This is a genomic window from Thermophilibacter provencensis, from assembly GCF_030372065.1.
Classification (GTDB): domain Bacteria; phylum Actinomycetota; class Coriobacteriia; order Coriobacteriales; family Atopobiaceae; genus Thermophilibacter; species Thermophilibacter provencensis_A.
In genome coordinates, this window is the sequence record NZ_JAUDEA010000003.1 from 1 (window position 1) to 26,967 (window position 26,967).

Annotated in this window: 18 protein-coding genes; 7 read left to right on the plus strand and 11 right to left on the minus strand. The window is 65.9% G+C overall.

Features of this window, described 5'->3' with window-relative positions; genetic code table 11:
* Positions 1 to 168: 168 nt before the first annotated feature.
* From QUW25_RS02905 to QUW25_RS02925, 5 genes are all read right to left on the minus strand, one after another.
* Positions 169 to 2,145 carry a heparinase II/III family protein gene (locus QUW25_RS02905; RefSeq protein WP_289510741.1) on the minus strand — a complete coding sequence of 659 codons (1,977 nt, stop codon included), beginning with the start codon at positions 2,143 to 2,145 and terminating at the stop codon, positions 169 to 171.
* Between the two features lie 99 nt (positions 2,146 to 2,244).
* Entirely contained in the window at positions 2,245 to 3,069 is an 825-nt protein-coding gene (locus QUW25_RS02910; protein WP_289510742.1) for a PTS system mannose/fructose/sorbose family transporter subunit IID, read from the minus strand.
* Positions 3,056 to 3,844, minus strand: a complete 789-nt coding sequence (locus tag QUW25_RS02915; RefSeq protein WP_289510743.1) for a PTS mannose/fructose/sorbose/N-acetylgalactosamine transporter subunit IIC — start codon at positions 3,842 to 3,844, stop codon at positions 3,056 to 3,058. The genes QUW25_RS02910 and QUW25_RS02915 overlap by 14 nt, the downstream gene beginning before the upstream one ends.
* 63 nt (positions 3,845 to 3,907) lie before the next feature.
* Complete coding sequence (locus QUW25_RS02920; RefSeq protein WP_289510744.1) at positions 3,908 to 4,405, minus strand: PTS sugar transporter subunit IIB; 498 nt, start codon at positions 4,403 to 4,405, stop codon at positions 3,908 to 3,910.
* A 10-nt stretch (positions 4,406 to 4,415) separates the two neighbouring features.
* On the minus strand, positions 4,416 to 5,603 hold the full coding sequence (locus QUW25_RS02925; protein WP_289510745.1) for a glycoside hydrolase family 88 protein: 1,188 nt from the start codon (positions 5,601 to 5,603) through the stop codon (positions 4,416 to 4,418).
* A 280-nt stretch (positions 5,604 to 5,883) separates the two neighbouring features.
* On the opposite strand from QUW25_RS02925, the gene QUW25_RS02930 reads away from it, so the two are divergent.
* Positions 5,884 to 6,525: an RpiB/LacA/LacB family sugar-phosphate isomerase gene (locus QUW25_RS02930; RefSeq protein ID WP_289510746.1), complete on the plus strand. Its 642-nt coding sequence runs from the start codon at positions 5,884 to 5,886 to the stop codon at positions 6,523 to 6,525.
* Positions 6,526 to 6,604: 79 nt separating this feature from the next.
* Here the strand turns inward: QUW25_RS02930 and QUW25_RS02935 are convergent, their stop codons facing one another.
* Together QUW25_RS02935 and QUW25_RS02940 are read right to left on the minus strand one after the other, a co-directional pair.
* On the minus strand, positions 6,605 to 7,516 hold the full coding sequence (locus tag QUW25_RS02935; protein ID WP_289510865.1) for an IS3 family transposase: 912 nt from the start codon (positions 7,514 to 7,516) through the stop codon (positions 6,605 to 6,607).
* The gene (locus tag QUW25_RS02940; protein WP_289510747.1) at positions 7,465 to 7,995 is read right to left on the minus strand and encodes a helix-turn-helix domain-containing protein; all 531 of its coding nucleotides are present in this window, start codon (positions 7,993 to 7,995) and stop codon (positions 7,465 to 7,467) included. The genes QUW25_RS02935 and QUW25_RS02940 overlap by 52 nt, the downstream gene beginning before the upstream one ends.
* Before the next feature lie 160 nt (positions 7,996 to 8,155).
* On the opposite strand from QUW25_RS02940, the gene QUW25_RS02945 reads away from it, so the two are divergent.
* The 3 genes from QUW25_RS02945 (at position 8,156) to QUW25_RS02955 (ending at position 13,015) form a co-directional block, all read left to right on the plus strand.
* Positions 8,156 to 9,187: a LacI family DNA-binding transcriptional regulator gene (locus tag QUW25_RS02945; RefSeq protein ID WP_289510748.1), complete on the plus strand. Its 1,032-nt coding sequence runs from the start codon at positions 8,156 to 8,158 to the stop codon at positions 9,185 to 9,187.
* Positions 9,188 to 9,378: 191 nt separating this feature from the next.
* A complete protein-coding gene (locus tag QUW25_RS02950; protein ID WP_289510749.1) occupies positions 9,379 to 11,487 on the plus strand; it encodes a HelD family protein in 2,109 nt (702 codons plus the stop codon).
* A 277-nt stretch (positions 11,488 to 11,764) separates the two neighbouring features.
* Entirely contained in the window at positions 11,765 to 13,015 is a 1,251-nt protein-coding gene (locus QUW25_RS02955; RefSeq protein ID WP_289510750.1) for an ATP-binding protein, read from the plus strand.
* A gap of 183 nt (positions 13,016 to 13,198) precedes the next feature.
* On the opposite strand, the gene QUW25_RS02960 is transcribed toward QUW25_RS02955, so the two are convergent.
* From QUW25_RS02960 to QUW25_RS02975, 4 genes are all read right to left on the minus strand, one after another.
* On the minus strand, positions 13,199 to 15,880 hold the full coding sequence (locus QUW25_RS02960; protein WP_289510751.1) for a cation-translocating P-type ATPase: 2,682 nt from the start codon (positions 15,878 to 15,880) through the stop codon (positions 13,199 to 13,201).
* A 319-nt stretch (positions 15,881 to 16,199) separates the two neighbouring features.
* On the minus strand, positions 16,200 to 19,154 hold the full coding sequence (locus tag QUW25_RS02965; protein ID WP_289510752.1) for a glycoside hydrolase family 3 protein: 2,955 nt from the start codon (positions 19,152 to 19,154) through the stop codon (positions 16,200 to 16,202).
* A 631-nt stretch (positions 19,155 to 19,785) separates the two neighbouring features.
* Positions 19,786 to 22,251, minus strand: coding sequence for a glycoside hydrolase family 3 N-terminal domain-containing protein (locus tag QUW25_RS02970; RefSeq protein WP_289510753.1), 2,466 nt, complete (start codon positions 22,249 to 22,251; stop codon positions 19,786 to 19,788).
* A 62-nt stretch (positions 22,252 to 22,313) separates the two neighbouring features.
* On the minus strand, positions 22,314 to 22,769 hold the full coding sequence (locus QUW25_RS02975) for a hypothetical protein (RefSeq protein WP_289510754.1): 456 nt from the start codon (positions 22,767 to 22,769) through the stop codon (positions 22,314 to 22,316).
* Positions 22,770 to 23,209: 440 nt separating this feature from the next.
* Between QUW25_RS02975 and QUW25_RS02980 the strand changes: the two genes are divergently transcribed.
* The 3 genes from QUW25_RS02980 to QUW25_RS02990 all read left to right on the plus strand — a co-directional run bounded on the left by QUW25_RS02980 (position 23,210) and on the right by QUW25_RS02990 (position 26,827).
* Positions 23,210 to 23,920, plus strand: a complete 711-nt coding sequence (locus QUW25_RS02980) for a LytR/AlgR family response regulator transcription factor (protein WP_289510755.1) — start codon at positions 23,210 to 23,212, stop codon at positions 23,918 to 23,920.
* On the plus strand, positions 23,917 to 25,233 hold the full coding sequence (locus QUW25_RS02985) for an ATP-binding protein (RefSeq protein ID WP_289510756.1): 1,317 nt from the start codon (positions 23,917 to 23,919) through the stop codon (positions 25,231 to 25,233). Before QUW25_RS02980 ends, QUW25_RS02985 begins: the two co-directional genes overlap by 4 nt.
* A 229-nt stretch (positions 25,234 to 25,462) precedes the next feature.
* Positions 25,463 to 26,827, plus strand: coding sequence for a PFL family protein (locus QUW25_RS02990; protein WP_289510757.1), 1,365 nt, complete (start codon positions 25,463 to 25,465; stop codon positions 26,825 to 26,827).
* The last annotated feature ends 140 nt before the right edge of the window (positions 26,828 to 26,967 follow it).

Sequence of the window (26,967 nt, forward strand, 5' to 3'; positions counted from 1 at the left end):
CGTTTCCGGGACACGTTCTTCTCGCCAGGCGAGAAACCCGGAGATTCCGGGACAACGCCGGCAGAGGCTAGGCACCAACGCGCCACAGACCGCACGTCCCCACAAAAAGCGGCGGGCAGTCGAGAAGAACCTCGGCTGCCCGCCCCCGTCGTGCCCCGTTGCGCCCCGCTACGCGCGCAGCACCGTGAGCTCGCGCTTCTCGCCCACGCCGTGCACCACGACGGCCTTGGCGTGGAAGCTCACGCCCTCGAGCGCGAAGGCCTTCACGCCGGTGTAGACCTCGCCGTGGAAGACGGCGACGGTGTAGAACTCGTCGGGCGCCACGTCAAAGCGCACGGCCTCCGCGAGCGCCGGGTCAACGGGCTCGGTGCCGCCACGCAGCACCGGCACGCTCGTCACGGCCACGCCCGCCGGGGCGAGCCACCAGAGTTGGCCGCCCCTCTCGGCGAACCGGATGCGCGCCTGCACGAGCGCGGCGTCTGAGAGCGCGTTGTAGTCGAGCGAGATCTGCTCGGAGCCCAGCTCGAGCGCGCCGGTGGAGCCGAGCGCGAGCTCACCGGCAGCACAGCCCACGCGGCAGCCGTCGCCCACGGCCTCCACGCGCACCTCGGGGTCAAAGTGGAGGCGCGAGACGAGCTCGTGCTCCCCCTCGGCCAGGGCCTCGTCCGCGCAGACCCAGATGCCGCAGTCGAGCGCCACGAGCTTGCGCACCAGGACGTGCAGCGGGTCGTGCCCCACGAGCGCGCCCTCAAAGTAGTGGGCGCCCCCGGCGTGGCGCGCATAGGTCTTGAGCGGGTAGCCAAAGTCGCTGTAGCCCCAGCTGCCCTTGGGCACGCAGCTCGAGCGGCCGTCGAGCAGCGGGACGTTGTGCGCGAGCGGCCCCTTGAGGAACGGGCGCACCGACGAGTCCTCGCGGTAGGTGTAGCGCCCGCCGTCCACAAGCACGGGCGAGCCCTGGTACACGGCCGTGACGTGCAGGTTGTCCGAGTGGCCGTGGCCAGAGCCCAGCGGGCCGGACGAGAACTCCGTGAGGTTGGCGTCCGCACCCCACGAGGAGCGCGCCACGAAGAGGCCCGAGTCCATGCCGTCGAAGGTGAGGGGCAGGGCCTCCCCGCACTCCTCGGCCGACCTGAGGGCGTCCTCCGCGGAGCAGCCAAAGGCGAAGAGGTCGCCCGGGTCGAGCTCGGAGCGCCCGGACGCCGCGGCAAGGGCGCAGTCGCCGAGCACGCCCGCGCAGAGCGCCATGAGGCCGCGCACGTCGGTGCGGTCGGAGTCGCCCTGGGCGTCGATGCAGCCGTCCGGCATCATCTGCGCCGCGAGGGCGCGAGAGAGGCGCGCGGCGGCCTTGCGCAGGCCGCGCGGAAGCGGCGCGCCCTGGGCCTCCAGCGTGCTGAGGGCGCACAGCGCGTAGAGCAGCACCTCCACGTGGTACATCGTGGACTGCTCCCAGTCGATGCCGTCGGGATAGACCTGCGCGGCGATCTGTGACTCGGCGCGCTCCGTCGCCCACGCCCAGTCCCCGTCGGACGCCGGGTCGTCCTCGATGGTGGCGAGCACCGTGAGGATGCCGAGCGTCTGGATGCTGCCCCAGTTGCTGGTCTCGTACTTGGGGACGTAGTGCTCGCGCAGGTAGGCGATCTGGTCGCCGATGCTCGCCACCACGAGGGCGAGCAGCTCGTCCGAGAGCGCGCCGGCCGCCTCGAGCGCCGGCAGCGCCGTGGCCCACGAGCGGATGCGGATGCCGGTGTCCAGCGTGCGTGTGGAGAGCTCGGGGACGATCGTCGGGTGCGCGTCGATCCAGGAGCCGAGGAGCGCGGCGGCCTTCTCGGCGTAGCGCGCCTCCCCTGTGGCCAGGGCAACGAGCGCGAGGTCCTCGAGGTAGTCCATGCGGTTGAGCATGAAGCACCACTCCTCGTCGTCGTTGTTGACGACGTTCCAGTCGTAGGCGCCGGCGGGCAGCGTGAACGGCGTGCGGCAGCGCTCCATGTCCCACGTCTTGGAGAACGTGTAGGTGTCTGCCATCACCTCGTCTGCGCGTGCGACAAGCGCGGTGAGGTCGCGGCCGCGCAGGCGCCCGGCCACCTCGTCGAGCCGCAGCAGGGCTGCCGTTGCCTTGAGCCTCCGGCGGACGGCGGCGGTATCCATGTTCTGCTCCTTCCCTTGATGCCTAAGAAGGCGGCGCCGCCCCGCATCCGGGACGGCGCCGACCGTGGCTGACGAACCGCTATGCCTCGGACGGCCTCATTACACGAGGACGCCGCACGCGGAGAGGGCGATGCCCACGACGACCGTCAGAATGACGAGCTGGTAGGTGTTCCAGTTGCGCTTCTTGATGAGGTAGAACATCAGGAGTGTGTAGAGCACCGGCAGGAGCGCCGGGGCGATGTTGTCGAGCATGCCCTGGATGCTCACCGTGGACTGCTTGACGCCCTCCTCGGCGGCACCGGCGGCAAACTCGATGTTGACGTTCATCTTCACGAACGAGACCGCCAGGCCGGTGATGACCGTGACGCCGACCATGCTCGCGCACTCGGAGATGAGCGCCATGGACTTGCTCAGCTTGTCGATGACCGAGGTGCCGAGCTTGTGGCCGAGGTTGCACATCGCGAACTTGATGGCGAGCAGCGTGCCGTTGATGGCCAGCCAGAAGCCCACCGGGGCAAAGGCAAGGCCCTGCTGCGCCAGCGACGAGAAGATCGTCGAGTAGAGCGGCGCGAGGCAGAACTGCGACAGCGAGTCGCCGATGCCAGCGAGCGGGCCCATGAGGGCCATCTTGAGACCACGGATCTCGCTGTAGGGGATGCCCTCGTCGGCCATGGCAAGGTGCAGAGAGGTCACGAACGGCAGCAGGTTGGGGTTGGTGTTGTAGAACTCGCAGTTATCGGCGAGGTCCTTGCACAGCCCCTCCTTGTCGTCCCCGTGAATCTTCTTGAGGGCGGGGTAGACCACGTAGGAGTAGCCGTTGCCCTGGTAGTTGCTGTAGTTGAAACCGTTCTGAAGCAGCCAAGCACGAATCATCGTCTTGGTGTAGTCGCTCTTGACGAGCTTCTTCTCGTTAGATCCAGTCATCGTGGCTGACCTCCTCAGCAGCGGCAGCGGGCTGAAGCTCCTCCTGCTTCTTCACGTCAAAGTAGCGCTTAAGGGCAAACACAAGGCCGACCATGGCGATGCCGACCGTCGGGACGCCCAGGTAGGCGGCGCAGATGTAGCCGAGAAGCGCAAAGGGGATGAACTCCTTGGTGAGCATGACGCTCAGGATCATCGCGAAGCCGATGGCGGGCAGCATGCCGCCGGCAACGGAGAGGCCGGTCGTGAGCCACGCGGGGATGGCCTCGATGAGGGCCTGCAGCGGGCCCATGGCGACGCAGGCAAAGAAGCCCAGCAGGAAGCCACAGCTGGCGAACAGGATGACCGTGATGTTGCAGACGAAGCGGTACTTGCCGAGCTTGCCGGCCGCGAGGGCGCGGGCGGCAGCCTCCTGGTTGCCGGAGCAGGCCGTGTAGATGGCGGTCTGCAGGAACTGGATGGCAACCGCGAACGGGATGGAGAGGGCGAGCGCGCTCTCCGGGGTGACGCCCTCGGTGGTGATGGCCATCAGGGTGCCCACGATGCCCGGGCCGATGGCGTTGGGCGGCACGGTGCCGCCGGCGCCGACGCCAAAGCCCATGAAGGCGAGCTCGGCCACCGCGCCGACGCCGAGCGCCGTCGGGATGTCACCGAGGATGACGCCCACGCCAAACGCCAGCACGAGGCTGCGGTTGGTGTAGATGCCGAACAGCATGCCGCTCCAGCAGACCGCTGTCCAGAGGCCGATAAGAACGGCCTGGATGATCGAAATCTCCACGTTCCCTCCTTTTACAAGATCCTACTTCCGCCCGCCTGGCGACGGGCACAGGCCCAGCAGGAACTACTTCCTGCAGAACTCCATGATGTCGACCTCGACCGAGCCGTCGGCGCCCGTGGGGGTCGTGCGCGTGTTGAACGTCACGCCGTACTTGTCGGCCATCTCGACGAAGGCGGCCTTGTCCTCGGGGCCGAGGAAGATCGAGCGCGTGACCTTCTCCTTGCCCTCGGCGTTATGGATGTTGCCCACGTTGATCTCGCCGGTGGGCACGCCGCCCGCCACGAGCTTGAGCGCGTCCTCGGGCGTCTTGACGATCAGGAAGATCTTCTGGGCCGGCGCGGCCTTGCCGATGATGTCGATCGTGTGCTGGATGGTGAAGAAGCGCATCGCGATGTTGCCGGGGATGACGGTCTTCATGAGGGTCTGGGCCATCTTGTCGCCGGCGGCCTCGTCGTTGGCCACGATGACGGTGTTGACGCCCAGGGACTTGATCCAGAGCTGGCCCTGGCCGTGGACCAGGCGCTCGTCGATGCGCGTCGCGACGATGTTGGGTGTTGCCATGCTTATCCTCCTACCAATACGGGTTCCAGCTCTTGGCGCTGCGAACCAGTGCTTCCATGAAGTAGTAGTCGCCCCAGATGTTGCCCTCGTCCACGCCCTTGCCGGAGTGCCAGCTGTAGACGCCGTGGTAGAGGATCGGGCGCAGGGGCGCGTGGTCCTCGGAGGTGTACGAGTTGATGAGCGTGCGCATCATCTGCGCCGTGACGCCCGCGTAGACCGGCGCGTCCTTATCGTCCACCGGAAGCATCGGGGCGACCTCCATGAAGCCGCACGCGGCGGCCGCCGCGGCGCTGGAGTCACGGGACTGGCCGGAGCCGTCGCCGAAGATGAGGTCCCAGTAGCAGATGGAGTCCTCGGGCAGGCGGTTGACGAAGTAGTTGGCCATCGCGCGCCAGGTCTCCAGGTACTTGCGGTCGTTGAGGTGACGCATGTTCAGCGGGATGCCGTAGATGCCCCACGCCTGACCGCGCGCCCAGGCGGAGTCGTCGCTGTAGCCCTGGCGGGTGGCGCCGTGGTCCGGGCCGCCGGTCTCGGGGTTCATGTAGAACGTGTGGTAGGCGCTGCCGTCCGGGCGGATAATGTTGTCCACCGTGGTGTCGAAGTGCATGCGGCAGACGTCGCGATAGCGCGTGTCCCCGGTCTCCTCGCTCGCGAAGTAGAGGATCGGGAGGTTGAGCATGCAGTCGATGATGAAGCGATAGTGCTCGGGGCTGTCCATCGGGCCCCACGCCTGGAGGAACTTGCCCTTGGGCTGCCAGCGCTCCATGAGCTTGTCGGCGGCGAGGAGGGCGGCGGTGCGCGCGTCGTCGCTGCCGGTGAGGCGATAGGCCGCCACGCAGGAGGGCACGTAGAGGAAGCCGAGGTCGTGGTGGTCGAGCTCGATGCGGTTCTCGACGCGGTGCTTGAAGCTCTGGACGTTCTCCATCGCGCGCTCGCGGTACTTCTCGTCACCGGTCACCTCGTAGGCGAGCCAGAGCAGGCCCGTCCAGAAGCCGTCGGTCCACTCGATGCAGTCGATGATCGGGTACTGGAGACCCTTGGTGGCCGACCACGGGAACCTGGTCCCAAAGGCGTCCATGTTGGCGTCGATCTGCTTCAGGCAGATCTCCAGGCCGCGGTCCACCTCCTCCTTGGTGAGGGGCTCCACGCTGAGCCAGCGCTCGCGATCCTTAATCTTCTCGGTGTTCACGTGACCCATTCGCTCCGTCCTTCCCGCGCTCCCTTGCGCCGGTCCCGGCCGCTCCTCCGACGTTTGCGGTGAACAGCTTCTTATAAACCGGTTCACTAGTCAAGACTTATAAATAGTTACAGCTCATCGTGCAAGTGAGTATTCAGATTTGGCGTCTGAGCGGAAAGATTTCTTCCGTGAACGGGTTTACTAGTGGTGAATATTGACAAACTGGTTTATTAGCACAATCCTTTCTAGGAACGCTCGTCCCGCGGGAAGAGCCGCCATCAGCTGGATAAGGAGTGCCAAGATGAAGATTGCCCTCATCAACGAGAACAGCCAGAACGCCAAGAATCCCATGATCGAGGCTGCGCTCAAGAAGGTCGTCGAGCCCATGGGCCACACCGTCTACAACTACGGCATGTACGCCGAGGAGGGCTCCAACCCCCTCACCTATGTGCAGAACGGCATCCTCGCCGCCGTGCTCATCAACTCCGGCGCCGCCGACTACGTGGTCACCGGCTGCGGCACCGGCGAGGGCGCCATGCTCGCCTGCAACAGCTTCCCGGGCGTGCTCTGCGGCCACGTGGCCGACCCGCTGGACGCCTACACCTTCGCACAGGTGAACGACGGCAACGCCGTGGCCATGCCGTTCGCCCTCAAGAACGGCTGGGGCCAGGAGCTCAACCTCGAGTACACCTTCGAGAAGCTCTTCGGCTTTGGCTCCGGCAACGGCTACCCCGCCGAGCGCGTGGTCCCCGAGCAGCGCAACAAGAAGATTCTCGACGGCGTGCGCGCCGCCGCGTTCAAGCCGCTGACGGAGATCCTCGACGCCCTCGACCCCGAGCTCGTGAAGGGCGCCCTCTCCGGCGAGCACTTCCAGGAGTACTTCTTCGCCAACGCCACGGATGAGGAGCTCATCGCCAAGGTCAAGGAGATCCTCGGCCTGTAGGCACGCCGCTCAACAGAAGGCCCCGCCAATGCTGCCCCTGAACTGCGCCCCGAATCTTGGACGCGATAAATCATAGCCGCTACGCGGCCTTCCGAAGGGCCTGCTCCCGGAACTCCGCCGGGGTCAGGCCCTTCAGCTTGACCTGCCGCCTCACGTGGTTCCAGTGGTCGATGTACGCCTCGAGGTCGCGCTTGAAGCTCTCGAAGTCGTCCCAGTCCCGCCCGCGGAAGAACTCGTCCTTGATGTGCCCGAAGACCTGCTCGGTCGCGCCGTTGTCGATGCAGTTGCCCTTGCGCGACATGCTCTGGGTGACGCCCATGCCGCGCAGCCTCCCCGTGAAGGACGGGTGCTGGTACTGCCACCCCATGTCCGTCTGCATGACCGGCGAGGCGCCCTCCGGCATGGCCGCCTCGAGCATGTCGAGCATCTCCTCCTGCTGCGCGAGGTCCGGATGCTCCGAGACCGAGTGCGCGACGATTTCCTTGCTGCCGAAGTCGTAGACCGGGGCGAGGTAGGCCTTGCCGAAGGAGAGCCTGAACTCCGTGACGTCGGTGCCCATCTTCTGCCAGGGGCCGTCGGCCTCGAAGTCGCGGCCGAGCACGTTCTCGAAGGTCTCGCCGACGACCCCCTTGTACGAGCTGTACCTGTGGTAGCCGGTCTCCTTCCTGATGCCGCACCTCAGCCCCATCTCGCCCATCATCTTGAGGACGGTCTTGTCGGCGATGCGGGCGCCGTCCACGGCGCGCAGCTCCATGGCCACCTGCCGGTGGCCGACGCCGTTGGGGAGCCTGCCGAATATCCCGGCGACCCTCGGCCGGAGCTCCGGCCTGGTCGGCTCCTTCGGGTGCGCGAGCGCGTAGTAGTACGTGGACCTCGCGAGCCCGGCCGCCTCCAGCAGGTCGGCGAGGTCGTGCCCCCGCCCTGAAAGCTCGGCGACCGCTAGGGCCTTGTCCCGCCTCGGGAGCGGAGCTCCGCCTTCAGGGCTATCGATTTTTTTAGGTACGCCACCTGCGCCTCGAGCCGCCTGACCTGGCGCTCGAGCTCCTGCTCGCGGGTCGCCGGCGCGGCCTTCGCCCCCGATCCCCTCGGCCTGCCCTTCGGCTTTGGCCTGAGGGCCTCGGCCCCTCCCTCGCGGTACAGGAGGCACCATTGCTTCAGCGGAGACAGGCTCGCGATGCCGAAGCGCTCCATCGCCTCGGGCTTGGCCATCCCGCCGTCGACCACGGCGCTCGCCGCGGCCACCTTCGTCTCGAAGTCGTATCGCGCGTGCGTCTTGCCCATAGCCAGCAGGCCGCCCCTCCCCACGGACCGGTACGTCTGCTGCCATTTTCTCACGGCCTCCTCCGGGATCCCGAGAACCTTGGCGACGGATCCCCGCCCCCGCCCCTCCGCGAACATGTCGGCGGCGAGCTCCCTGAGCTTGCGGTCGTGCCCGCATCGTAGGTCGACGGACATGAGAAAGCCTCCCATCTCTTGGACTTTTATTTCCATGTCCAAGAAATGGGAGGCAGTTCACCCTCCCCGCGAGGGGCAGTTTTTTGTGGACGCATTCCGACGGTTCCTCCCCCATCTCCCGCGCGGGCATAAAACGTGTATCTTGGTTTAGTAAACCCTTTGAATCGAGGAGAACATGGCGTCTGCCCAGAAGAAGCGCATCACGATAAACGACATCGCCCAGATGGCGGGGACCTCCAAGACGACCGTGTCCTTCTACCTCAACGGGCACACGGACCGCATGTCCGAGGAGACGCGCAAGAGGATCGAGGAGGCGATCCGGGAGACCGAGTACCAGCCCAACCCCCTCGCGCGCGGCATGAACGCGAAGAGCACCAAGCTCCTCGGCGTCATCATCGGCGACGTGACCAACGAGTTTGCCAACCGCTTCGTCAAGGGCGTCGGGTCCGTGGCGGACCACGAGGGCTACCGCCTGCTCATCTGCTCCTCGAACTACGACAGCGAGGCCGAGCGCGCCTACATCGACCGGCTGATCGCGCTGGGCGTGGACGGTTTCATCGTCCAGCCGACGGCCCGGTTCAAGGCGATCGCCGAGAGCATCGAGGCGGCGGGCAAGAAGCTCGTGTTCTTTGACTCCAAGCTCTACGACTACGCCTCCAACTGGGTCAAGACGGACAACTACGAGGCCGCCTACCAGGCGATCGAGCACTGCATCGCCTGCGGCTACCAGCGCTTCCTGCTCGTTGCCGCCGCGCCCCAGCTGCTGAGCTCGCGCATCGAGCGCTTCTCGGGCTTCGTGGACGCCCTCCAGGACGAGCACCGGGACTTCTCGAAGCTGGAGATCGACTCCCCCGTTGACATCAAGGCCGTGCGGGAGTTCCTGCGAGCCCACATCGACGGGGAGACCCCGACGCTCGTCTTTGCCCCGAACTGCTGGGCGCTGCCGGACATCTACGTGGCCATGCGCGAGTTCTACCCGCTCATGCCCGAGAAGGTGGGGCTCGTGGGCTTTGACAACTTCGACTGGGCGGGCGTCGCCTTCCCCAGCGTGAGCTCCATCGAGCAGCCGGCCTTCGAGGAGGGACGCGAGGCCTGCCGCATCCTGCTCGACCTCATCGCAAACGACAGCAGCGAGAAGGTCCATCAGGTGCTCAGCTGCAAGACCAAGTGGCGCGGCACCATTATGGCGCCGCGGGAGGACGCCTAGCGGCGCAACCGGTACAAGCGCACGTTTTTCTCGGTAGATCTGCCGCCTCAACCACCTGCGGATACTTGCGTTTGAGCAGGTAGGGAGCTCCCGAGAAAAACGGCCTCGTGTACCATCACCCCACCGGAGGGGCTCGCGATGGCGTACCATTGTCTATCCGAAATTCCGCGCCTCGACGCCGAAGGAGCCCCATGTCCGAGCACGACGACCCGATCTTCCAGGCCGAGCAGGCCCACCTCTCCGAGCTCTACGCTCAGCTGCTCAAGATCCGCGACGACATCTCGCAGGACCTGGAGACCAACCATGCCGGCGCCAAGCAGGACCTCATCGACATGTCCGAGGAGGTGCGCCTGGACTTTGGCGGCGCGGACGAGACCATCGAGACCCTCGCCGCCATTGAGACGCTCAACTCCATCATTGACGCCTACAACCAGTACCACGACTTCAACGTGGACAAGCTCCGCCGTGTGATGCTGCTGCTCATGCAGCCCTACTTCGCGAAGGTCACGCTCGAGATGCGCCCCGGCAGGCCGCCGCGCGACGTCTACATTGGCGCCGCGGGCATGACCGACGAGCGCAGCCGCCCGCTCGTGGTGGACTGGCGCTCCCCCGTGGCCGAGACCTACTACAACCAGGAGATGGGCCCCACCTCCTACCAGGTGGACGGCAAGACCCGCACGGTGAACCTCAAGCTGCGCCGCCAGTTTGACATCGTGCGCGACCAGCTCAACATGTACTTCGACACCACCATTGCTATCCAGGACTCGCTTTTGCTCTCGGCGCTCAAGAAGCACCACACCGAGAAGCTCCAGGCCATCACGGCCACCATTCAGCGCGAGCAGAACGAGGTGGTGCGCCACGCGGACGTGCCCGTTCTTCTCGTCAACGGAATCGCCGGCTCCGGCAAGACGTCCGTGCTGCTGCAGCGCATTGCCTACCTGCTCTACCAGGAGCGCAAGACCCTTGACCCCAGCCAGGTCTGGCTCTTCACGCCCAACGACGTCTTTGAGAGCTACATCGACACGGTCCTGCCCTCCATGGGCGAGTCCAACCCGCAGACGGTCACGTGGCGCGCCTTCGTGAGCGAGCAGGGCGCCGGTGAGCGCGACCTGGGGCTCTCCACCTCGCCCGAGACGCTGCGCCGCATGGACGAGGCGGCGCGCGAGCTGGTCCTGGAGTCCGAGGACCTGCGCGAGGTCAAGTTTGCGGGCGAGACGCTCCTCAAGGCCAGCCAGGTGGCGAGCGCCGTGGAGAAGTTCTCCGAGTTTGACGTGGGCCCGCGCTTCACCGCGCTCGTGAAGGAGGAGCTGCACAGCCGCCTCAACCGCCGCCTTGGCCAGATCGCGAGAAACGACGAGCTCCAGGAGGAGATGCTCAGCCTGGACGTGGAGCGCCAGTACGAGATCTTCGGCGAGACGCTCGCGCCGGACAACGACGACGAGACCGCGGCGTACGCGCGGCGTTACGTGGACTACCTCTACGCCGGCACCCACGACGAGATCGAGCGCCTGGTGTGGCTGCGCTTTGACCGCATTGGCATGCGCCTGCTGGGGCAGAGCGCGCTTTCCGCCGTCGAGTGGCTCTACCTGCGGCTCATTTTCACCGGCATCGGCAGCCGCGACGCGCGCTTCGTTATGGTCGACGAGGTCCAGGACTACACCGAGGCCCAGCTCATGGTGCTCGCGCGGTACTTCTCGCGCGCGCATTTCCTGCTTCTGGGAGACGAGCACCAGGCAATCTACGAGGGCACGGCAACGTTTGCGCAGATCGCGGACATCTTCCGCGCCACGCACGGCAGCGTGGACGAGTGCCGCCTGCTCACAAGCTACCGCTCCTCGCCGGAGATCACGGCGCTCTTCACCGGGCTTCTCGACAAGCGCGAGCAGCTGCGGCTCACCTCGGTGCAGCGTGCCGGCGTGGAGCCCGTCGTGCGCTCGTTTGATGAGAAGGACGCGTACCTTGCCGCGCTGCGGGAGGCCGTGGCTGAGGGCGGCGAGGGCCTCACGGCGATCGTGGCCGAGAGCGACGCGCGCGTGAGCTGGCTCTCCAAGCAGCTCGGCGATGCGGCGCAGGTGGTGCGCGGCGACAAGAACCTGCCGGCAGAGGGCGTGGTCCTGCTGCCGCTGCGCGTGGCCAAGGGACTTGAGTTTGACCACGTCATCGTGCCCGACGCACAGGCCGAGGTCTACCCGGACACGCCGCTTTCGCGCCGCCGTCTCTACACCGCAATCTCGCGCGCCATGCACCGCGTGACCGTACTCGCCCAGGGCCCGCTCACGCCGCTTCTCGCCGCGCGGTAGCCCTTCTCGCCGCGCCGTCCTTCTCGCTGCCCTGTCCTTCTCGCCGCGTCGTCCTTCTCGCTGCCCTGTCCTTCTCGCCGCGTCGTCCTTCTCGCCAAACCTGGCAGCTAGTGGTTCTTGAACAAAGTAACATCGCAACTGCTTAATCTGCTACTTTGTTCATTAGCTACTACCTGCCAGGTTTGAGAAACCAAGAGCAGCCCAGCGAGAAGGACAGCGCGAGAAGAGCGACCACCACGGGTATACTGCGAGAAAGACGGCGAGCCGAGGAGGACCCATGTTCAGCCCCTTCCGCACCGAGCAGGGCGCGCCCAAGGCGATCACGGACGTTGAGTACGCGGACCTCGACCAGCTGCGCGAGCTCGACGAGGGTTTTGTCCTAGAGCTCAAGCAGACCTTCTCCCCCAGCGTGCGCCGCAAGATCCCCAAGATCGTGGCGTCGTTTGCCAACTCCCGCGGCGGCTGGCTCGTCATTGGCATCTCGGACGCCGAGAAGGACGTGTGCCCCGTGCCGCGCCCCAGCGCGGACGTGAGCCAGATCATCGGCGAGCTCTGCCGCCGCCACGTCTCCCCCGCCCCGCGCTTTGTGGCGCGCTTTCTCCCCGATCCCACGGCCCCTGAGCAGGGCGTCATTCTTGTCCAGGTCTTTGAGGGCAACTTTCCGCCCTACGTTGCGGACGGCGTGGTGGAGATTCGCGAGGGCTCCACCTCAGGGCCCGCGGCGGGCACGGCGCTCGTTGACCTCTACGACAAGGCCACGCGGCGGCGCTTTGAGGTGCGCGCCTTCTGCAAGCGCACCGTCCACTACCCCATGGCGGGGCCCGGGGGCGAGGCGCTGCCGCTCTTCAACCTCTACCTCTTTAGGATGGGGCGGCTCTCGGAGGATACCTTCTCTCGCGAGCGCGACAACGAGCACGTGGCGGCCATGCGACAGGCGTTTGCCCAGCGCGGGCTGGAGTGCCGCGTGCAGCACGCGCACGACAGCCTGGTCTTTCGCATGCCCGCGCGCGACGAGACCGTGGCGCCGCACTCCGCCATCGAGCTCTTTCCGGACGAGTCGATGAAGCTCTCCGTGCCGGCGGTCCTTCTCGACGGACGCGAGCGCGAGGAGGCGCTGACCACCATGGCGAGAAGGGCCCTCTTCCCGCCGGCCCCCGGCGCGCGGCTCATCGACGCGGCGGCGACGCTCAGCCGGGTGAAGCGCATGGCCACGCTGCTTGACCGCTACGTTCGCGTGCGGGAGATCTCCTGGCAGGAGTATGCCGTGGCCTATGAGCTGGAGAACATGGCAGGCGTCACGCTGTGGTCCGCCGACGAGACCTACCTCGCCTACGCGGAGCGCCATGGCGTGCTCTACTGCGCCACCACCGACTGCCTCTCGCGCGTGCGCTATCTCGACGACGGCGCGCACGACACCTTCCGCGCGCGACAGTTTGCCGGCAGCCACTTCTTCGAGGCGTGCGGGCTGCCGCTGGGCTCACCAGACCCGGAGGACAACGTCCTCGTAGACGCCCTGCTCCGCACGTAGCGGCGGCGCAGACCCCCAACGGGGGGGCGGCAGGGTGATGACAAGGGTGATGGTGACAAAGGTGACAGGGTAGATTGTCACCATCTTACCGATGGTGACAATCTACCCTGTCACCTTTGTCACCATCACCCTTGTCATCACCCTGCCGCCCTTGCCATCATCACGGCCCCGCCGCCGTTTGCGTTACTCCTCACCGCGGTTCTCGTGGTGGACGAGGCGCCTGCGGTAGAGCCAGGTCTCGTGACGGTTGTCCCACAGCTTGAACACCTCGGCAACGAGCGTGGGAACAACCGAGAGGCCAAGCGCGCACGCCCAGCTAAAGGGTCCGATAGGCGCCAGCCCAAAGATCGCGCCCACGGGCTCCACGAGCACGAGCGCCGAGAAGGCCACGACCACGCCCACCGCGCTCCACACCAGCGGCAGGTTGTCGCGCACCGTGCGCCTGAAGACCGAGCCGCGGCTGCGCACGGTGAAGACGTGCAGCACGCTCGTGAGCGCAACCACAAGGAAGCACATCGTCTGGCCAGCCGCGAGCGACGGCCCCTCGCCACCCGGCAGCCACGCAAACGTGCCCAACCAGAAAGCGAGAAGGCCCACCACCGCAAACGCAACGGTCTGCTGCGCGATGGCGCGCGTGATGCCGGAGAAAAAGCTCTCGTTGCGCCCGATGGGCCGGCGTGCCATGATGCGCTCGTCGGAGCGGTCGCGCGCAAGGTTGAGCCCGGGGATGCCATCGCCCAGCACGTTGATGAGCAGCAGCATCACGGGCGTGAGCGGTGTGCCCCAGCCAACGATCTGCGCGCCGAGCATGATCAAGATCTCCGAGAGGTTGCATGCCAGCAGGAAGTACACGGTGCGCTTGATGTTCGAGAAGACGTTTCTGCCCTCGCGCACGGCCGAGACGATCGTGGCGAAGTTGTCGTCCGTGAGCACCATGTCCGCCGCTGCCTTGGCGACCTCGGTGCCGCCCACGCCCATGGCAACGCCCACGTCGGCGGCCTTGAGCGCGGGGGCGTCGTTCACGCCGTCGCCCGTCATGGCAACGACCTCGCCCTGCTCCTGCCATGCCTCCACGATGCGAATCTTGTCCTCCGGCGAGACGCGCGCGTAGACGGAGTACGCGCGCACGTTCTCGACGAGCTCCTCGTCCGACATCCCCGCGAGCTGGCGGCCGGTCACAACCGTGCCGCCCGGCCCGATGAGGCCGATCTGCCGCGCGATGGCGCCCGCCGTTGCGGCGTGGTCGCCCGTGATCATGACCGTGCGGACGCCCGCGCGCCGCGCGAGGGCAATGGCCTCGGCCGCCTCCGGGCGCGGCGGGTCGATGAGCCCCACGATGCCCTCAAAGGCAAGGTCGCGCTCGAGCTCCTCCAAGTTGCCGCTCTCGGGCAGGTCCTCGACCACGCGGCTGCCCAGGGCAATCACGCGCAGCGCGTCATGCGCAAAGGCGTCGTGGGCGGCCTGGCGCTTGGCACGCTCTGCCTCGCTCGCGGGCGAGAAGGGCAGGCGGTCGAAGGCGCCCTTGGTGAGCACGAGGTAGCCGCCCTGGGGCAGCTCATGGACACTCGTCATCATCTTGCGCGCGGACGAGAAGGGCACCTCGCCCACACGGGGCAGGGCGGCCTCAAGCTCCTCGCGCGTCTCGCCGCCCGCCGTGAGCAAACGCAGGATGGCGGTCTCGGTGGCGTCGCCCACGATCTTCTCGCCGCCCTCGCCGTCCGGCTCCACGGTGGCGTTGCTCGCCAGGGCAAGGCGACGCAGCAGCTCGAGCGCGCGGCCTCCCGGAGCGCTCTCCCCCACCTCGAGGGGCTTCTCGCCGCTCACCCAGATGCGCCGCACGCTCATGCGGTTCTGCGTGAGCGTCCCCGTCTTGTCCGAGCAGATCACGGAGGTCGAGCCGAGCGTCTCCACCGCGGGGAGGCGGCGAATGAGAGCGTGGCGCTCCACCATGTTGTGCACGCCACGCGTGAGCGTGAGGGTAACGATGAGCTGCAGCGTCTCGGGCACGGCGGCCACGGCCAGCGAAACCGCGGCGAGCATCATGGCCCAGAACTCCTCGCCCTGCTGGAGCCCCGTGGCAAGAAGCGCCACGGCCGCGAGAACCGCCACCGCGCTCACGCCGTGCACCACGCGCGCAAGGCGGCGCTGCAGGGGCGTCTGGATCTTCTGGGCATCATTGAGAAAGGCGGCGATGCGGCCCATCTCGGTCGCCATGCCCGTTGCCGTGACCACCGCAACGCCGTTGCCGGCGGTGACCAGGCAGCCCGAGAAGACCATGTTGGTGCGGTCGCCGATGGGCGCGTCCGCCTCCGCGAGCGCCGAGGCGTCCTTCTCCGCGGGCTCTGACTCACCCGTGAGCGCGGACTCGTCCGCCGCAAGGCCGGTCGCCTCCACGAGGCGCGCGTCGGCGGGCACGAGGTCGCCGGTCTTGAGCAGCACCACGTCGCCGGGGACCACCTCCGCCGTCTCCACCTCCACGCGCGCGCCGTCGCGCAGCAGGAGGCACGTGGGGCTGTTGAGGTCGCGCAGCGCGTCGAGGGCGCGCTCGGCCCCGCGCTCCTGCGTCACGGCCAGCACCACGTTCATGACGATGACGGCGAGAATGACGACCGGCTCCACGTAGCCGTGCCCCTCGCGAACGGCCAGCGCGAACGAGAGGCCGGCGGCCAGAAGCAGGATGAGGTTCGCGACGTCACGCAGCTGGCGGAGGACCATCGAGACCACGCTCTCCGGCTTGGCCTGCTGGTACTCGTTTGGGCCGTGCTCGGCAAGGCGCACGGCAACCTGGGACGCGGAGAGGCCGCGATCCACGTTTGCGCCAAGCTGCTCCAGGGTCTTCTCTGCGGGAAGGCTCCAGTACTTCATGATTCTCTTTCTTGTTGGGGTGCGGGCAAAGCTGTCCTCTTTTGTCCTACCCCGGAGCGGCGCCGGCTATACCCGTTACTGACATGACACTGACGTCAGAACTGAGTGTCAGGGCGGATTATGACAAAGGTGACTGACAAAGGTGACAGGGTAGATTGTCACCATGAGCTCATGGTGACAATCTACCCTGTCACCTTTGTCAACCTTTGTCATAATCCGCCCCGCCGCCCCTGTCAGAAACCCCGCGAGAAAAACGAGCCGGGCCGCAGCGTCAATGACGCCACGGCCCGACACGGGGAGGGAATGTGCCCTGAAACCGCTAGCTCTTTGACGCCGCCTCGCCCTTCTCGGCAGCCTCGATCTCCTTGTTGCGACGGGCGCCCAGGTAGCAGCGCGCACCAAGCGCGGCAGCACCGGCAAGGAGCACGGCGCTTCCGCCCCAGACGGCGTACTGCCACGGCGCCGGCGAGGTGGTGATGGTGGAGCCGGGCGCCATGCCCTGCATCGCGTTGGAGTTCACGACGGTGTAGAGCACGCGGTGCGACGCCTCGCGCAGGCGCGCCACCACGCTGGCCTCGCCGGTACCCTGGAAGGCCGGCGTCATGGCCGCATAGGTGAGGTGCAGGTCCGTGCCGCCGTCAAGCGCCCAGTTCTTGTCCATGTAGCCGTAGAGGTTGAAGTCCGTGATGATGCAGCCGGTGAAGCCCCACTCGCCTCGCGGAACCTCGGTGCACAGGGCGTGGCTGCCGCCGGCCCACTGGGTGCCCACGTAGTTGAAGGAGCTCATGAGGGCGGTGCAGCCCGGCATCTCGACGGTCTCGACGGTGCCCTGGTCATCCGAGATGTACTTCATCTCGGTCGAGGCCTCCTTGATGGTGATCTCAAACGGGCGCAGGTAGATCTCGCGCGCGGTCTGCTCGGTGGCCCAGGTGCAGAGGTGTTGGATGCGGTAGGACTCCTGGTCGTTCATCGCGTAGTGCTTGACCATGGCGTAGCAGCCGTTGCTCGCCGCGCCGGAGACCACCGCGGCGCCGATCCTGCCGGCGAGCAGCGGGTCCTCGGAGTAGTACTCAAAGTTGCGGCCGGCAAAGGGGCTGCGGTGCGTGTTCATGGCCGGGGCGTACCAGCCGTTGTAGCCGGAAGCCAGCGCCTCCTGGCCCACCATCTGGCCCGTGCGGTACATGAGCTCGGTGTTCCACGTCTGCGCCATGACAAACTCGGAGCAGTACGCGCAGTTACCGGTGGCGCCGGTGAGCGAGGTGAAGCCGGCCGGGCCATCGGGCTCGGAGGTGGCGGGCTTGCCGATGTGGGCGATCGCGGGCGTGTTGTACGCGCAGTCGTTGAGCATCGTGGTCATGTCGTCCACGGTGAGCTCGTCGAGCAGCTGCTCCCACAGCTCGTCGTCGTACGCGCGGCCGCGCAGGTCGATGAGGGAGACACCGTTGTTGGCGCCCGTGGTGGGCATGGGCTCGTCGCCCAGGTGCTGCTTGTAGTCGTACTCCTCGAGCGTGATGCCGCACTCGGCCGCGGTCCTATCCTGCGCCGCCGCCGGCCAGGTGCCCGCAAAGTCCGCGCGGGAGAGGTTCTCGCAGTTGGCCCTCATGTACTCGGTCAGGTCATCAAAGCGGTTGGCCAGCTCGTTTCCGGTGGCGGAGTCGGTCTTGAAGGTCTGCGCCTCCAGCGCCACGACCTGCTCGGCAATGACGGTGTGGGAGTCGGAGCGCAGGGAGATCACGTAGTCGCCTTCGTCCAGCACGTAGCCGCCCTCGTCGGAGCTCCAGGACGCCATCTGGCGCACGGGGAACGAGAGCTCCACGGTCTCGGACGCGCCGGGGTCGAGAAGGGCGGTCTTGCCGAAGGCGCCCAGCACAACGGCGCTCTTCTCGATGCCTCCCGCGGCGTAGGGCGCGCTGTAGTAGAGCTCAACCACGCACTTGCCGGCCACCGAGCCGGTGTTGGTCACGGTGACGGAGGCGCTCACGGTCTCGCCGTCGGACTCGCAGGAGTCGAGCACCTGGTCAAACGTGGTGTAGGAGAGGCCGTAGCCAAACGGGAAGAGCACCGCCTCGTCGTAGTCAAAGCCGGGGTAGTTGCCCGCCTCGGCCTCTGCGGCGGCCGTCTCGTAGTAGCGGTAGCCGTAGTAGATGCCCTCCTTGTACTCAACAAAGTACGCGGTGGCGTCCTCGACCGAGCCATTGTAGTTGTGCGCGTAGTAGTTGGTGACGTCGGTGTAGCGCTTGCCGCCAAAGTTGCCGAAGGTGGGGTCGGCCGTGAAGTCGGCGGCCCAGATGTCGGTGGTCTTGCCGGAGGGGTTGATGACGCCGGTCAGGACCTGGCCCACCGCCGTGGCGCCGCTCGCTCCGAGCGAGCCGATGGCCACGATGGCGTCGACCTCAAGCTCACCGGACATGAGTGGGGCAAGCTCCATCGGGGTGGAGCCGTTGTAGAGCACGATGACCTTGTCGCAGGCGTCCTTAGCAGCGGTGATGAGGTCGCGCTCCTCCTTGGAGAGCTCCAACTCGTGCTGGCCCTCCTCGTAGTTGGCGGTCTCGCTGTTTTCCACAAAGGCAGCGTGCTTGCCGTCGTTCATCGTGCCGAGAAGATCCTGGGAGAGGTCGCCGCCCTCGCCGCCGCCGCGGCCAATGACCACGAGCGCAGTGGTGCCGGAGATGGACCCCTGCGCCTCGGAGCTGTAGTCTGCCCACGGAATCTCGCCGATGTAGTAGGTGGCCGTGTTGGGGTTGTCCATCGTGATGTTGGCCTTGTCATAGTTGCCGTAGTTCTCGGCAATCCAGTTGTAGGCCGTCTCGTTGATGGTGAGGCCAGCGGCGGCGATGCCGTCGTGGAGCGTCACGCAGTCGTTGGGGTCAACGGTACCCGAGCCGGCGCCGCCGTAGACGGGGTCCGCAGCAAAGCGGCCGATGAGCGAGACCTCGGTGCCGGAGGCCAGCGGCAGCGCGCCCTCCGTGTTCTTGAGCAGGACGATGCCCTCGCCCTCAATCTCCACGACGATCTGCTTTGCCTCCTCGGTGGCCCGGCCGCGACCACGGTACTGCTGGTCGTAGTACGTGGTGTCCCAGTTCTCCGAGCCCGGGGCGTTTGTGATGGTGGTCTCGCCGCCGCCAATGTAGTGGTCAATCGCGGACTTGAACATGTTGGCGCCAACGTTTACCGCCGCGGTCACGCCCACAAGGCCGGCGGCGGTGGCGCCGCACGCCACAAAGCCGCGGCGCGTCATCTTCTTCGGTTGCTTCTTCGGCTTGGTGTCAGCCATGGTTCCTCCCTGGTTTCATGGTCTGGGGCGGTCTCCCAGTTCCTTTTGACCCTATGAAAACGGGTTGGTGCCGGGCTACGGCAACCTTGCTCGCAACCTGTCGATTTCGCGGCACGAGGTGCATCCCTGCCCCACCAGCGGGGACGCCCGTCTCGGCCTCCCCCGTCACCCGACATCGCATCTGATGGAGCTCTGGCCAGGCCCGGACATCGAGCGCGCGGGGGCATCGACTCGTGCGCATGCATCGCCATCAGGGGCATCATGGCGAACCGCGACGCGGATCCCATCCCTGCTCGTCATCAAGAGGATTGGGAGCTCCAGAACAGTTGGTTAGGGGGCACATCGCACAGCCCAGCCAGCAGAACGCGGGCAGATCCCGTGCGTGCGGCCTCGATCTCCACGGCTCCCGCAAGACGCTGGCGTCCGACAAGTGCGGGAGCATGCAGGATGGCTCACCACTCGAGGCGACAGACGTTTAGCCAAGGGAGGCGCTTCTCAGGCGCAAGCTCACCCAAAGCCCGCGAAATAAGGCGCGGCGCAGGCAGCTACGCAGAGCAGCCTGCGCCGCGCGCAGAAGGAAGCATGTCGAGCGCACCGTTCTCAGGGAACGGGTGCCACGTCACGGCGGCGCCTACGCCGTAGCCTCCACGGTCGTCTCCGGCTCGGTGAGCGGGGCGGCCTTGTAGGTCTTGGTGCGATCATCATCAATCACGCCAGACCAGTTGAGACCGAAGCAAAAGTCGTAGGCGTTGCCCTCGGAGTCCACGTAGGGCTCCATGTCGCGCGGAACGTCCTCGAGCTGGGCCTCAACGGTGTCCATGTTGGCCGGCATCTGATACTGGAGCAGGCCATAGGGCTCCGCAGCGCCGCTGACGACACGCAGATACGACTCATCGGGAGTGTTCTCCCAAGCAAGCAGGATGGCGTCAGCATAAGGTTCGATCTCCGAGAAGACCATGGGGTGATCGGCCTGGACAAGTAGGATGAGCTTGGCATTCTTGGGCAGACGCTCCTTCGTGTCAATCACGAAGTCGAGATCATACTCGTTGTCGGCGTAGGAGGACTGGCCATAGTGAGCGCAGTTCACACGAGTACCGTCCTCCTGAAGATCGCCGGCAATGGAAACCTGCTTGACGTTGGGCCCGTCAGCCGTGTACGGACGGTACTGCAGCGATATCGGACGGTAGACCATTGGGCCACCGGGCTCGGTGAGGAACTGAGGCGCGTCAGTGCCGCCGGAGAAGCCTTCGTAGTGATCCTGGGGATTCTTGACCTTGACGAGCACATACGCCACGTCAGCGAGCTCATCGGAGCTCAGGCGAGTGATGTCGCTCTCCTGATAGGTGGGATTGCCGTCCTCATCAGGCTCTCCCGTCGGATCGCCAACGGTATCGGTGACGACCTCGAAGTACTGTGCGGCGAGGTCAAGGTCGACGGCAGGCTCGACACTCGAGGGTTTCGTCCCCATGTGGTTGGTGAACGTAGGGATGAACTTCTGCGGAATGTAGACCTTGGGCTTGTCGCCCATCCCGCCGTCGGAGATGATTCCACCGGCGTTTTTGAGCATAACGATGCGCTTGTCGTTAATCTCCTGTGCAAAGGCCTTGGCCTCTTCCGACTCGAAGACCTCTTTGGCGACCGAACGGTCGCAGTACGGCTCGTCGAAGAGCTGGACGTCAAGCATAACCTTGGCCACGCGGCGAGCTGCCTCGTGAACAAGCGTAGAGGCGGCCTCCTGGCCCTGCTCCTCGGCAATCGCATCATAGGCGGGCTTGCCGCAGTTCTCGTAGTAGAACTTGCCGCCGTACTGATCGACGCCCGCCTCGAACAGGACCTTGCAGCGCTCGGCCGGGGTCAGGTCGTCGAGACCGCGCTGCATGGGCTCAAGGATGTTCCAGTCGCTGCAGATCATGCCGTCCCATCCGGCATTACGCAGGATGGAAAGCTGCTTGCCGTTGAATCCGCCGCCCACAAGCGGGCCGTACTCTTCGTCATCGGAGTAGGCGATGCCGTAGTTGGGCATGACGGAAGCCATCTGCTCGGTCTGGGAGTCAAGGTGCATGCCGCCGTCAAGGAACGGGATGAGGTGGGCATTGTAGTTGTCTCCCGGGAAGACGTCGTATTTCGCTCCGAGCGTGTGGTCGTTACCGCCCGTCTCGATGGCTCCGGCGCCGACATAGTGCTTAAGCATCACGGCAACCGACTCGTCACCCCAGCCTCGGTCGTCGGTGGCGTCGTCGTCACCCCACGTAGACTGCATGCCAGCGCAAAACGCCTGCACGAAGTCGCGGGTAAGGGCAGGATCCTCGGACTCCGCACCATTCAGGCGGACGGTCGTGGGCTGAGTGTAGAGGTCAATCTGAGGCCCGAGCTCAACGGTAACGCCCGTTGCACGCCAGGCGCGGCTCGTCCACATGCCCGCCTTGCGCCAGAGGTCCTTGTCCATGACCGGTGTGAGGCCAAGGCCGGTAGGAATGTTGAGAGAGGAGTAGGGATCAGTCGAGTTGAGGTAAGGGATTCCGAGCTCAGCCTCCTCGCATATGCCCTGGACCTCGTTGATCCAACGGATGTCAGTCGGGTAGGACTCCTCGTCTGAGCTCAGACGCGAGACGCCGGCACGCGAGCCCTGTCGCAGGAGGCCGAACTCCGGATCCTCGGCCCCATCGGAGGTGTCGGCGGCACCACCATGGAACATGAGCTTGATGCAGTCGTCGTCGGAGAGACTGTCGGAGAAGGCGGCGGCACGCTCAGCATTGCTCTGGCGCCAGTCCTCCCACAGGTCGAGCTTGCCGTTGCCGTTCATGTCACGGAAGGCGAGGCCGCCAACCTGGATGATCTTGGCCGTGTCCTTGACGCCGAGCGTTGTTCCGCCATCGGGGTTGGTAACGCGCGTCCAACCGTCACGGGTCTCCTCGCTCGTCCACTTGGCCTCGACGCCATCGCCGTCGGGATCGATGGGATAACTGCCCGCATCAGGCGTAGCGAGGTCCACCGCGGCGTCATCACCCGAGGTCGACGTGTCGCAGCCCGTTATGCCAAACATGCCCGCCGTCAACGCAGAGGCTGCCAGAAGGTTTCTGCGTGTGATGTTGCTCATGATGCCTCCCTGCCAATCACTAGTTTTTGTTTTGCCTTGCCCAGCCCCATCGGGGATGCGCCCTAGCCGTAGAAGTCGAAGTCAATCGTGTCAAAGTCGGCAATGCCAAAGTCAGCCGCGTTGCCCTGGAGCGTGACGTTATCGACGACAGTCAGGACAACGTCACCGGCCGAAAGGTGCAACGTGATCTCAGACTCGGTGCCCTCCCAAGTGCCCTCGTCTGTCAACAGGTCGGCGTGGGTCTCGAGCGGCTCCACCGTACAGGTGCCGTCCTGCTCGAGCTTGACGTCGAGCATCGGCTCAATGGCTCCCTCGTTTCCGTAGACGGTCTTCCCGGTCGTGAGAACCGAGCCGCGCCACTGTCCCCAGTAGGTGTCGAGTGCGTCAAAGTGGTCCGACTGCGTGACCCCGGCATCGTCACCCGTAGTGCCCTGCGTTGCCCCCTGGCCATTGCAGCCGACCAGCGGCACGCTCAGCGCGCACGCCAGGGCGCCGACCACAAGGAACTGCTTCTTCATGACTTCTCCTTCCTGAGCAGGCCCGCCTGTGCCGGACGGGCCTTCTTGTCGTTTTTTCATTCAAGTACGGCTCCGCCTCAGACCGGGAACTTTGACCTGAAACGTCCGCGACGTGTCCTGTATGGTCACGGGCGGACGTCAAGTGACGGTAGTATCCCCGGGTCGGTCCCCGCAAGCACGCGCGCGAGGAACAAAAAGGGGGAATACCATAGCTGAGCTGGTATTGGTTTAAACCTTCCTAGTACACCAATCGGAAGAGGCGCGACGCGAGACGCCCAGCGGCGCGTCCTGAAGCGTCGTCTGCCTGTCCTGTCCGGTCATCGGACGACCCCCTTAGCCGTCCCCCGCTCCGGCGGGCGGTCATGTCAGGGCCACAGGCGCGAAACGATATACTCGAGAGGCGCTGCTGGGAGCATGGGGCACCACGGGGAGGGACCAGGATGATTCGTGTGCTCATCGTCGAGGACGAAGCGGCGGAGGCAGAGCGCCTACTCAGCTACGTACGCCGCTACGGAGAGGCCCACGGCAAGACCTTCCAGATCACCTGGCTCAAGTCGGCAATGGACATGCTTTCAGAGCAGGCCCACTATGACCTCGTCCTGCTCGACATCGACCTGCCCGGGATCAACGGCATGGAGGCGGCACAGCTCATGCGACTCTTCGATGAGGTGACGCCAATCGTTTTCGTGACAAACCTTGCCCAGTATGCGGTCAAGGGCTACGAGGTCGGCGCCACCGGCTTCATCATCAAACCCGTAACCTGGGGAAACCTTTCTATGAGCCTCGACCGGGCCCTACGCTCAATCCGACAGAACGCCGGCCGCTCCGTCATGATACCCACCGAGGACGGCCTGCGCGTGGTCCCTCTCAGCATAGTCATCTACGTTGAGGTGACGGGACACCGCCTCACCTACCATCTCGAGAGCGGCGAGCGGCTCGAGGCGCGCGGGTCGCTCGGCCAGCTCGAGGAGGAGCTCGCCGGTGCGCCCGTCGTGCGCGTGACCAAGAGCTGCGTCGCCAATATGGACAAGATTTCGCTCGTGCGCGGGCAAGGCCTTCAGATGTCGAACGGCACGGTCCTGCGCATATCGCGCTCACGAAAGCGCGAGGTGCTAGACGCCGTAACGGACTACCTAGGCGGTCACAGGTGAGCGCGTTTCTCGAGCGGTGGTGGTCGCTCGAGCCGCTCGTGCAGTTGCTGATTCCGCTGGTCCTGCTCTGCCTGCGACTCCCGCGCCGGCCGCACGCCACAGCTCGGGAGTGTCTCGTGCTCGCCGCACTGCTCACCTTAGCAATCGTCCCACTGATGGCGGGCCTCGTCACCGGACTCGGAACCTTCGAGGCCTTCGTGGTGTTCTCGGCGCTGCTCGCCGTCCTTGTGGGAGCGGTCATCTTTGTCTACGACGTGCGGCCCTGGACCGCGCTCTTCTGCGCCACGGCCGGATACACGCTGCAGAACATCGTGAGCGGAACCCTTGAGCTGCTGCGCATGTACATCACGGGCAGGGCGAGCGTCCAGCTGGACGAGCCCGTTGCCACCATCGTGACGATAGGCGTGCCCGCCGTGGTCTACCTTGCCGGCTACTGGCTCTTTGTTCGTCGCGTCACGCTGCGCGGCCTTCTCGACGTCGAGAACCGCATGATGCTCTCGATGTTTGCGGTGGTGGTGATCGCGGTCATCGGGCTTGACGTCATCATCAAGGGCCTGGCAATCGTGGGCATCCCCTTCCGCTACCTCATCTTGCTGCGCCTCATTCACCCGCTCGTCTGCGTCTTCGTACTCTTTGCGGAGTACGAGCTGCTCTATGCCAAGCACGCCGACGACGAGCGCGCCGAAACCGAGCGCCTGCTCGCCGAGCGCGAGCGCCAGTATCGTCTCTCGCGCGAGAACATCGAGGCGATCAACATCAAGTGCCACGACATCCGCCACCAGATCCGCCGCCTTGCCGACGAGGGCGCCGTTGTGGACGGCGCCGTGCTCGCGGACATCGAACGCGAGATCAACGTCTACGACTCGGTGGTGGAGACTGGCAACGAGGCCCTGGACACCATCCTCACCGAGAAGAGCCTCATGTGCTCCGGCGAGGGCATCGTGCTCACCGTCATCGCCAACGGCGCGGCGCTCGACTTCATGGCCCCGGCGGACATCTACGCACTCTTTGGCAACGCGCTCGACAACGCCATCGAGGCGGTGCGCCAGGTGGACGACCCCGAGCGGCGCACCATCACGCTCTCCGTGCGGCGCGCGGGCAAGATGGTGGCCGTGAGCGTGGAGAACTACTTCGCACGGGCGCCGCGCTTCTCGGCGGACGGGCTGCCGCAGACGAGCAAGGCCGACGGGGCCAACCACGGGTTTGGCACGCGCTCCATGCGCGCCATCACGCAGCGCTATGGGGGATCTCTTCACGCCGGAGCTCAGGACGGGGTGTTCTACCTCAACGTCCTTCTCGCCGAACCGTCGTGACGCTGGCGTCGGGGCTGGGTGTTATGACAAAGGTGACAGGGCAGATTATGACAAAGGTGACAGGGTAGATTGTCACCATGAGCTCATGGTGACAATCTACCCTGTCACCTTTGTCATAACCTGGGTTGACGCTGGCATCAGAGCTGAGTGTCACATCAGAGCCAGATGTCACGACCAAACGGGACACGTATAATGGGTGGCTGCACAAGCCCGCGCGAGAAAGGCGCCCATGGACATCACACCGCAGGAAGTGGCCGAGACCCTCTCGATGGTCTCCGAGCAGAACCTCGACCTCCGCACCATCACGATGGGCATCTCGCTCGCCGGCTGCGCTGACGAGGACATGGGCCGCATGTGCGACAAGGTCTACGACCGCATCACGCGCACGGCAGAGCACCTCGTCGAGACCGCCGACGACCTCCAGAGCGAGTACGGCATCCCCATCGCCAACAAGCGCGTCTCCGTGACGCCGATCGCCCAGATTGCCGCCGGCTGCCCGGACGAGGACCTCTCCCCGCTCGCGCACGCCATGGATCGCGCGGCCGAGACCCTGGGCATCGACTTCATGGGCGGCTTCTCCGCGCTCGTCCAAAAGGGCATGGGCGCCACGGACCGCAAGCTCATCGCGAGCGTGCCCGAGGCCCTGGCCACGACCGAGCGCGTGTGCTCGTCGCTCAACATTGCCTCAACCCGCGCCGGCATCAACATGGACGCCGTGCTGCTCTCCGCCGAGACCATCCTCGAGTGCGCGCGCCGCACCGTGGACATTGACTGCTACGGCGCCGCCAAGTTCGTGGTGTTTGCCAACATGGTCGAGGACTCGCCGTTCATGGCGGGCGCCGTCCACGGCACCGGCGAGGCCGACGCCGTCATCAACGTGGGCGTCTCCGGCCCCGGCGTCATGGCCGCGGCGCTCTCCGAGCTGCCTGAGTCCGCGAGCCTCATGGACGTGGCCGAGAAGATCAAGCAGACCGCCTTCAAGATCACGCGCGCCGGCGAGCTCATGAGCCGCGAGGCGAGCCGCCGCCTGGGCGTGGAGAAGGGCATCGTGGACCTCTCGCTGGCCCCGACGCCCGCCGCGGGCGACTCCGTTGCCCAGATCCTCGAGACCATCGGCGTGGGCGAGTGCGGCGGCCCCGGCACCACCTGCGCGCTCGCGCTGCTCAACGACGCCGTCAAGAAGGGCGGCGTCATGGCGTCGAGCTCCGTGGGCGGCCTCTCCGGCGCCTTCATCCCCGTCTCCGAGGACGCCGGCATGATCCGCGCCGCCGTCGACGGCGCGCTCAGCCTGGAGAAGCTCGAGGCCATGACCTGCGTGTGCTCCGTGGGCCTGGACATGATCGCCGTTCCCGGCGACACCTCCGTGGAGACCATCGCCGGCATCATCGCCGACGAGATGGCCATCGGCGTCATCAACACCAAGACCACGGCCGTGCGCCTCATCCCCGCCATCGGGCGCAAGGAGGGCGACATGCTCGAGTTTGGCGGCCTCTTCGGCTCCGCGCCGGTCATGCCCGTCAACCAGTTCGCGGGCTCGGTCTTCGCGCACCGCGGCGGCCGCTTCCCCGCGCCGCTCAACTCGCTCAAGAACTAGCGAGAAGCTCCCTTCACACAAATCGGGCGCCGAGAAGGACCACGCACCGCAGGTTCTTCTCGGCGCCCGACGTCCTTCTCGCCCCCAAGCGCCCCACAAACCTGGCAGGTAGTTTCACTTCAAAAAATATTATATCCTAC

What these genes read in the sequence shown, in the direction of transcription:
- QUW25_RS02905 (WP_289510741.1), bottom strand. Translation starts at nt 2,145, where the DNA reads ATGGATACCGCCGCCGTCCGCCGGAGGCTCAAGGCAACGGCAGCCCTG.
- QUW25_RS02910 (WP_289510742.1), bottom strand. Translation starts at nt 3,069, where the DNA reads ATGACTGGATCTAACGAGAAGAAGCTCGTCAAGAGCGACTACACCAAG.
- QUW25_RS02920 (WP_289510744.1), bottom strand. Translation starts at nt 4,405, where the DNA reads ATGGCAACACCCAACATCGTCGCGACGCGCATCGACGAGCGCCTGGTC.
- QUW25_RS02925 (WP_289510745.1), bottom strand. Translation starts at nt 5,603, where the DNA reads ATGGGTCACGTGAACACCGAGAAGATTAAGGATCGCGAGCGCTGGCTC.
- QUW25_RS02930 (WP_289510746.1), top strand. Translation starts at nt 5,884, where the DNA reads ATGAAGATTGCCCTCATCAACGAGAACAGCCAGAACGCCAAGAATCCC.
- QUW25_RS02940 (WP_289510747.1), bottom strand. Translation starts at nt 7,995, where the DNA reads ATGGGAGGCTTTCTCATGTCCGTCGACCTACGATGCGGGCACGACCGC.
- QUW25_RS02945 (WP_289510748.1), top strand. Translation starts at nt 8,156, where the DNA reads ATGGCGTCTGCCCAGAAGAAGCGCATCACGATAAACGACATCGCCCAG.
- QUW25_RS02950 (WP_289510749.1), top strand. Translation starts at nt 9,379, where the DNA reads ATGTCCGAGCACGACGACCCGATCTTCCAGGCCGAGCAGGCCCACCTC.
- QUW25_RS02955 (WP_289510750.1), top strand. Translation starts at nt 11,765, where the DNA reads ATGTTCAGCCCCTTCCGCACCGAGCAGGGCGCGCCCAAGGCGATCACG.
- QUW25_RS02960 (WP_289510751.1), bottom strand. Translation starts at nt 15,880, where the DNA reads ATGAAGTACTGGAGCCTTCCCGCAGAGAAGACCCTGGAGCAGCTTGGC.
- QUW25_RS02965 (WP_289510752.1), bottom strand. Translation starts at nt 19,154, where the DNA reads ATGGCTGACACCAAGCCGAAGAAGCAACCGAAGAAGATGACGCGCCGC.
- QUW25_RS02970 (WP_289510753.1), bottom strand. Translation starts at nt 22,251, where the DNA reads ATGAGCAACATCACACGCAGAAACCTTCTGGCAGCCTCTGCGTTGACG.
- QUW25_RS02975 (WP_289510754.1), bottom strand. Translation starts at nt 22,769, where the DNA reads ATGAAGAAGCAGTTCCTTGTGGTCGGCGCCCTGGCGTGCGCGCTGAGC.
- QUW25_RS02980 (WP_289510755.1), top strand. Translation starts at nt 23,210, where the DNA reads ATGATTCGTGTGCTCATCGTCGAGGACGAAGCGGCGGAGGCAGAGCGC.
- QUW25_RS02990 (WP_289510757.1), top strand. Translation starts at nt 25,463, where the DNA reads ATGGACATCACACCGCAGGAAGTGGCCGAGACCCTCTCGATGGTCTCC.